Below are 6,150 nucleotides of genomic sequence, written 5' to 3' on the forward strand. Positions count from 1 at the left end.
GCCGCTGATGCAAGGCCTTGCATGATGGTGGCAACGGCATCAGCGCGCCCATCGGCGCTGCGCAGGCCGCTGCATGGGGCCGCCTGGTGCCTGGGCGCGGCACTGGCGCTGCTGCTGAGCGTGGCGCTGGGCATCGCCGTTGGCGAGACGGCGCTGTCGCCCAGCCTGGTGCTGCAGGTGCTGGCCAACAAGCTGGCAGGTGCCAGCTATGCCATCGATCCCATCAGCCAGGGCATTGTTTGGAACTACCGCCTGCCCCGGGCGCTGGTGGCGGCCAGCTGCGGCGCGGGCCTGGCGGTCTCGGGCGTCATTTTGCAATCGCTGCTGCGCAATGCGCTGGCCGAGCCCTATTTGCTCGGCATCTCGGCCGGGGCCTCCACCGGCGCAGTGCTGGTGACTGTCGTGGGCATCGGTGCGGGCGCCATATCGATGACCGTAGGCGCCTTTTTTGGTGCGCTCTGCGCGTTTGCGCTGGTGGCCCTGCTGGCCCACGCCGCCGGCAGCGGCGGCCTGCGCAACAGCGGCCAGATTGTGCTGGCCGGCATTGCTGGCTCGCAGCTCTTCAATGCGCTGACCTCCCTCATCATCACCAAGTCGGGCAGCGCCGAGCAGGCCCGGGGCATCATGTTCTGGCTGCTGGGCAGCCTGAGCGGCGTGCGCTGGCCCGATACCGTGCTCACGGCCTGCATTGCGATCACCGGCCTGCTGCTGTGCCTGCTGCACACGCGCGCGCTCGATGCCTTCAGCTTTGGCAGCGAGTCGGCGGCTGCGCTAGGCGTGCCGGTGCGCCGGGTGCAATTGGTGCTGCTGCTGGCTGCCGCGCTGATGACGGCCGTCATGGTCTCCATCGTCGGCTCGATCGGCTTTGTTGGCCTGGTCATTCCGCATGCCGCGCGCATGCTGGTCGGCGTCAGCCACCGCCGCCTGGTGCCTGCCAGCGCCATGATGGGCGCGGTGTTTCTGATCGCCGCCGATGTGCTCTCGCGCACCCTGATCCGGGGCCAGGTGCTGCCGATTGGCGTGATCACCGCTCTGGTGGGCGCGCCAGTATTTGCCTGCATTCTGCTCAAAAGCCAGCGGAGGCGCGGATGATGGCTGAACCTGTGGTCACTGCGGATCAACCGGTGTTGCAGGCCTGCGCGCTGGGCCTGCGCCTGCAGGGCCGGCCGGTTGTCGAGCAGGTCAGCTTGCCGGTGCAGCGCCAGGAGATGCTGGGGCTGATTGGCCCCAACGGCTCGGGCAAGTCCAGCCTGCTGCGCTTGCTCGCCGGTGTGATCCGGCCCAACGAGGGCCAGGTGCTGCTGCAGGGCCAGCCGCTGCACAAGATGGGGCGCCGCGCCATTGCGCGCGAGCTGGCCCTGGTGGCGCAAATGGCCGAGACGCAGGATGCCATCAGCGTTGAAGACGCGGTGGCGCTGGGGCGCACGCCCTGGCTGTCGGCGCTGCAGCCTTTTGCCGCGCAGGACTGGGAGGCCGTGCAGCAGGCCCTGGATGCCGTGGGCATGGCGGAGCGCCGCCACAGCGCTTGGCACAGCCTCTCGGGTGGCGAGCGCCAGCGCGTGCACATCGCACGCGCGCTGGCGCAGCAGCCCGGTGTGCTGCTGCTCGATGAGCCCTGCAACCACCTCGATATCCACCAGCAGCTGTCGCTGATGGCCTTGATCCGCAGCCTGCCCGTCACCAAGGTCGTGGCCCTGCATGACCTGAACCAGGCGCTGGCCTGCGACCGGCTGGCCGTCATGCAGCAAGGCCGGCTCGTCGCACTGGGCCGGCCCGAGCAGGTGCTTGATACCGCGCTGCTGGCGCAAGTTTTTCGCGTCGAGGCCAGCGCGCTGGTCGACCCCTGGGACGGCAGCCGCGTGCTGCGTTTTCGTCCGCTTTCTTCTTCCTGACTGTGAGCCGATATGCCCACCCTGAACCACCGAACCTGGCTACCTGTTGTGTTGAGCGCCTTGCTGTGCAGCCAGGCGGCCGCCGAGACTTTTGAAGTCAAGATGCGCAACCGCAGTGCCACTGGTCCGATGACCTATGAACCCGAGTTCCTGCAGATCAAGCCGGGCGACAAGGTCAAGTTCCTGGCCAGCAGCAGCGGGCACGACGCGGTCAGCATCCCGGGCATGGCGCCCGCCGGTGCCAAGCCCTTCAAGGGCAAGATCAACGAGGAGATCGAGGTCAGCTTTGATGCCCCGGGCCTCTATGGCGTGCAGTGCCTGCCCCATTACGCAATGGGCATGGTCATGCTGGTGCAGGTGGGTGATGCGCCGCTGCCCGGCCTGCAGGTACCAGCCGAGGTACCCGAGCGCGCGCAGCAGCGCTTCAAGGACATCGTCAGCCGCGCCTCGGCGCCGCGCTGAACCGCTATCGCAATTTTGGGCAACACCAGACAATGACTTATTTCAAATGGATGGCGCGCAACAGCGGCCTGGCGGCGCTGGCCCTGGCGGCAGGCCATGCGCAGGCCGGCGCGCAGGACGAGGCCAAGGGCTTGATCGAAGGCGCGAGCCTGGGCATGGTCAACCGCATGGTGTATGAGCAGCTGGACTACCGGCGTGGCGACGGCACCCGCGTGGTGTCTGGCGGCGCGCGCTCGGACAAGGCCGCCGAAGCGGCCTATGGGCTGATGCTGAATGTCAGCTCGGGCTACACGCAAGGGGTGGTCGGCCTGGGGCTGGATGCACATGCCTATGGCGGCATCAACCTGGGCTCGGAGGCCGACAAGGTGCGCAGCAACCCGCGCTATATCGCCAAGGACGGCACGGACCTGCAGGACAGCTTTGGCCGCGCAGGGGCGGCCGTCAAGCTGCGCTGGTCGTCGACCGAGCTGAAAGTGGGCGAGATGCGTACCAAGAACCCGATCTTCCACTCGTCCGACACCCGCCTGCTGCCCGAGACCAACCGGGGCTGGCAGATCAGCAGCAACGATATTGCGCAACTGAGCCTGCAGGCGGGCCGCTTTACCCGCTGGGCCGACCGCAATGCGCGCAAGAACGGCCAGCCCCTGCTGGCCAATTACTCGGGCGTGCAAGGCGGTGCCTTCAGCTTTGCCGGTGGCAGCTGGGCCACCCCCTGGAGCGGGCTGAGCCTGTCGAGCTACGTCGGCCAATACGAGGATGTCTGGAACACCTGGTACCTGGGCGGCGTCTACAAAAAGGCGCTGGCCGAGAAGCAAAGCCTCTCGCTGAGCCTGAACCTGTACCGCAACAAAGACACCGGTGCCGCCAAGGCTGGCCGGGTGGACAACCTGACCTGGAGCCTGATGGCGACCTATGCGGCCGGCATGCACCAGCTGGGCCTGGGTTACCAGAAGGTCGATGGCGATACGCCATTCGACTATGTCAACCGGGGCTCCATCTGGCTGGACAACGCGATGCAGCTGTCGGACTTCAATGCGCCGCACGAGGCGTCCTGGCAGCTCAAGTACGAGGCCGATCTGGGCCAGTGGCTGACGCCGGGCCTGCGCGCGGGCGTCGCCTATACACGCGGCTCGGGCATTGACTACAGCCGCGCCGGCAGCGTGTATGCCAACTACCTGGGCGCCAGCGGCCGTGGCGGCCGACACAGGGAGCGCGACATGCTGCTTCGCTACACCGTGCAGCAAGGCCAGGCCAAGGGGCTGGCGCTGCAGTTGCGCTACGGCGTGCACCGGGCCAACCAAACCCAGGGCGAGCTGAATGTGAACCAGGTGCGGCTGCTGGCGGAGATGCCCTTGCAGATTTTCTGAGGTAGCAGCGCGGCAAAGGAGGGCAATGGCGGCCAGCGCTGCCTGGCTGCAGGCCGCAGCCCAAGCGGCTATGATGGGCGCTCCCCCGATTGCCCATCCGTTCTTCGGAACGCCCCTGTCAGACCATGCAACGTCCTACCCGCCAGCGCGCCGCCATCGCCGATGCCTTTGCATCGCAAGGCCGTCCACTCTCACCCCAAGAGGTGCTGGAGATTGCGGGTGCTGCGCTGCCGGCCTTGGGCATTGCGACCGTCTACCGCAACCTCAAGTTGATGACCGAAGAGGGCCTGCTGCGCGTGGTCACCTTGCCCGGTGGCCTGCCGCTCTATGAGCCGGCGACGCACGACCACCACCACCACTTCCAGTGCAACAGCTGCCGCCGGGTGTTTGATATCCAGGCCTGCCCGGGCGACCTCAAGGGCATGGCGCCGCCGGGCTTTCTGGTCGAGGGCCATGAGATCACCTTGTACGGCCAGTGCAAGGACTGCCTCAGCGGTGCAGGGCCTGCAGCCTGAGGCAGCGTAAAAAGCGGCTTAGAGGTACTTGAGCCAGGTGATATCGCGCCTGCGGGCCTTGAAGGCGGCAAAGGCCTTCACCGCCGGGTACAGCGCAAAGCCCATGGCCACCGTGGTGATCCACACCATCCAGATCGCATCAAAGCCAAACACCTCGCCCTGGTTGTTGCCCCAGATCGCCTGCGCGCCCAGGTAGAGGAACTTGAGCACATAGAGGTGCAGCACATAGAAGAACATCGGCGCGGCGCCAAACACGGTCAGCGGTGCCAGCCAGCGCATCTGTGGCCGGCGCTCAAAGGCGCACAGCAGCAGCAGGCCGATGCCCAGGGTCAGCGCCAGAAACAAGAGGGATGGCGGGTACTTGGTGATGTTCAAAAAGCCCATGGCGCTGACGAGGAACGAATCGGCCACGACCCAAGGCTTGTCGCCATAGACGTTGGCGGCACGCAGCAGCACAAAGCCCACCAACAGGCCCAGGCCCCAGGTCAGCAGGCGGCGCTGGCGCTGCAGTGCATCGGCCCCCTTGGCAAACCAGGGGCCCATCGCGTAGCCCAGCGCGATCACGCCGATCCAGGGCAGCAGCGGGTAGGAGGTGCGCAGGCGCAGGCTGCTGCTCACATCGATCCAGCCCCGGTCATGCAGCACGGCCCAGAGCGTGTGCAGCGCATGGTCGGGCGCAAAGTGCAGGTGGTCGAGCAGGTTGTGGCCGGCGACCAGCAGCAGGCCCAGCGGAATGATCAGGCGGCGCGGCAGCCACACGAGGGCCGACAGCATCAGCATCGACAGGCCAATGGCCCAGATCACCTGCAGGAAGATCTTGGTGGGCGGGAACTGGAAGGTCCAGGCAAAGTTGACCACGGTCACCTCCAGCAGCACCAGAAGCAGCCCGCGCTTGAACAGAAACCCCGAGGCCGCCGCGCGCCCGTCTTCGTACTTGCTGCCGTACAAAAAGGCCGACAGGCCCGTGAGCAGCACAAACACCGGCGCGCACAGGTGAGCGAGCAAGCGGCTGAAAAACAGCTCCGGTGCGGTGGCCGAGACATCCATCGGATCGGGCACCTGGTGGTGCAGGTAGAAGGTCTCGCGCACATGGTCGATCAGCATGAAGAGGATCACCAGGCCGCGCAGGGCGTCAATGGATTGCAGGCGGCTGGCGCCCGGCAAGGCAGCAGGGTTGCGGGGGAGGATGGGGGTGTCGGAGGACATGGAGCAGGCAGGCGAGATGGGCGGGCGAAAGGTGTATCAAATGATATTGATTGCGCATTATCATTTATATCGACCGCCCGCTTGGGCTGGGAGGCCGAAATTCGCCGCCCCTGCTCCGTGCTCAGCCGATCAGCGGCAGGTCATCGAGTTCATTGCCTGCGGCTGAGGGCGCGGCGCCGCGTGGGAACTGCTGCTCCAGATGGCGCGACACCTGGCCGACGGCCGCCAGCAAGGCCTTTTCGTACTGGCCGCTGCGCAGTTCGCTGGCCAGGCTGTCGACCATCGCCTGCCACTGCGGGCCGCTGACGCAGCGCGATACCGCCCGGTCGGCGACGATCTCGATCGCATGGTCGGTCAGCAGCAGGTAGATGAGCACGCCATTGTTGTGCTCGGTATCCCAGACGCGCTGCTTGCCAAACTGCATCACCGCGCGCTCGCGCGCAGGCGCATCACGGCGGATATAGCTCCAGGGCAGGGCGCTTTCCACATAGACGCGGATCTGGCCGCTGTGCCTGGCCTCCGAGGCCGCGATGGCCTGCGCCAGGCGCTGCCGGGCGTCATCGGGCAAGGCATGGGAGGCATCGCGCTCCAGAAAGCGGTGGCGCAGTTGCCTGCCCCAGCGTTGCAACCAATGGCCCATCACCAACTCCCCGAGGCGCCACCGCCCCCAAAATTGCCGCCGCCGCCGGAGCTGAATCCGCCGCCGCC

7 protein-coding genes are annotated in these 6,150 nt (G+C 66.7%); 5 read left to right on the forward strand and 2 right to left on the reverse strand.

Annotated elements, in window-relative coordinates; genetic code table 11:
- Positions 1-21: 21 nt before the first annotated feature.
- From H928_RS0105635 to H928_RS0105655, 5 genes are all read left to right on the forward strand, one after another.
- Positions 22-1,092: an iron ABC transporter permease gene (locus H928_RS0105635; protein ID WP_021025624.1), complete on the forward strand. Its 1,071-nt coding sequence runs from the start codon at positions 22-24 to the stop codon at positions 1,090-1,092.
- Positions 1,092-1,892, forward strand: a complete 801-nt coding sequence (locus H928_RS0105640) for an ABC transporter ATP-binding protein (protein ID WP_027010587.1) — start codon at positions 1,092-1,094, stop codon at positions 1,890-1,892. Before H928_RS0105635 ends, H928_RS0105640 begins: the two co-directional genes overlap by 1 nt.
- A 12-nt stretch (positions 1,893-1,904) precedes the next feature.
- A complete protein-coding gene (locus H928_RS0105645; protein WP_021025626.1) occupies positions 1,905-2,354 on the forward strand; it encodes a pseudoazurin in 450 nt (149 codons plus the stop codon).
- Positions 2,355-2,386: 32 nt separating this feature from the next.
- On the forward strand, positions 2,387-3,721 hold the full coding sequence (locus tag H928_RS0105650) for an OprD family outer membrane porin (protein WP_084635704.1): 1,335 nt from the start codon (positions 2,387-2,389) through the stop codon (positions 3,719-3,721).
- A 125-nt stretch (positions 3,722-3,846) separates the two neighbouring features.
- Positions 3,847-4,236 (forward strand): Fur family transcriptional regulator, encoded by a 390-nt coding sequence (locus H928_RS0105655; RefSeq protein WP_021025628.1) that lies wholly within the window; start codon positions 3,847-3,849, stop codon positions 4,234-4,236.
- 18 nt (positions 4,237-4,254) lie between these two features.
- On the opposite strand, the gene H928_RS0105660 is transcribed toward H928_RS0105655, so the two are convergent.
- Positions 4,255-5,442, reverse strand: a complete 1,188-nt coding sequence (locus tag H928_RS0105660) for a DUF1624 domain-containing protein (protein WP_021025629.1) — start codon at positions 5,440-5,442, stop codon at positions 4,255-4,257.
- A gap of 121 nt (positions 5,443-5,563) precedes the next feature.
- Positions 5,564-6,082, reverse strand: a complete 519-nt coding sequence (locus tag H928_RS0105665; RefSeq protein WP_043338889.1) for a TPM domain-containing protein — start codon at positions 6,080-6,082, stop codon at positions 5,564-5,566.
- Between the last annotated feature and the right edge of the window lie 68 nt (positions 6,083-6,150).

This window comes from Comamonas sp. B-9, from assembly GCF_000410635.1.
Taxonomy (GTDB): Bacteria; Pseudomonadota; Gammaproteobacteria; order Burkholderiales; family Burkholderiaceae_C; genus Comamonas.

Excerpts from the sequence above, each read along its gene's own strand:
- H928_RS0105635 (WP_021025624.1), top strand. The coding sequence starts at position 22 with ATGATGGTGGCAACGGCATCAGCGCGCCCATCGGCGCTGCGCAGGCCG.
- H928_RS0105640 (WP_027010587.1), top strand. The coding sequence starts at position 1,092 with ATGGCTGAACCTGTGGTCACTGCGGATCAACCGGTGTTGCAGGCCTGC.
- H928_RS0105645 (WP_021025626.1), top strand. The coding sequence starts at position 1,905 with ATGCCCACCCTGAACCACCGAACCTGGCTACCTGTTGTGTTGAGCGCC.
- H928_RS0105650 (WP_084635704.1), top strand. The coding sequence starts at position 2,387 with ATGACTTATTTCAAATGGATGGCGCGCAACAGCGGCCTGGCGGCGCTG.
- H928_RS0105655 (WP_021025628.1), top strand. The coding sequence starts at position 3,847 with ATGCAACGTCCTACCCGCCAGCGCGCCGCCATCGCCGATGCCTTTGCA.
- H928_RS0105660 (WP_021025629.1), bottom strand. The coding sequence starts at position 5,442 with ATGTCCTCCGACACCCCCATCCTCCCCCGCAACCCTGCTGCCTTGCCG.
- H928_RS0105665 (WP_043338889.1), bottom strand. The coding sequence starts at position 6,082 with ATGGGCCATTGGTTGCAACGCTGGGGCAGGCAACTGCGCCACCGCTTT.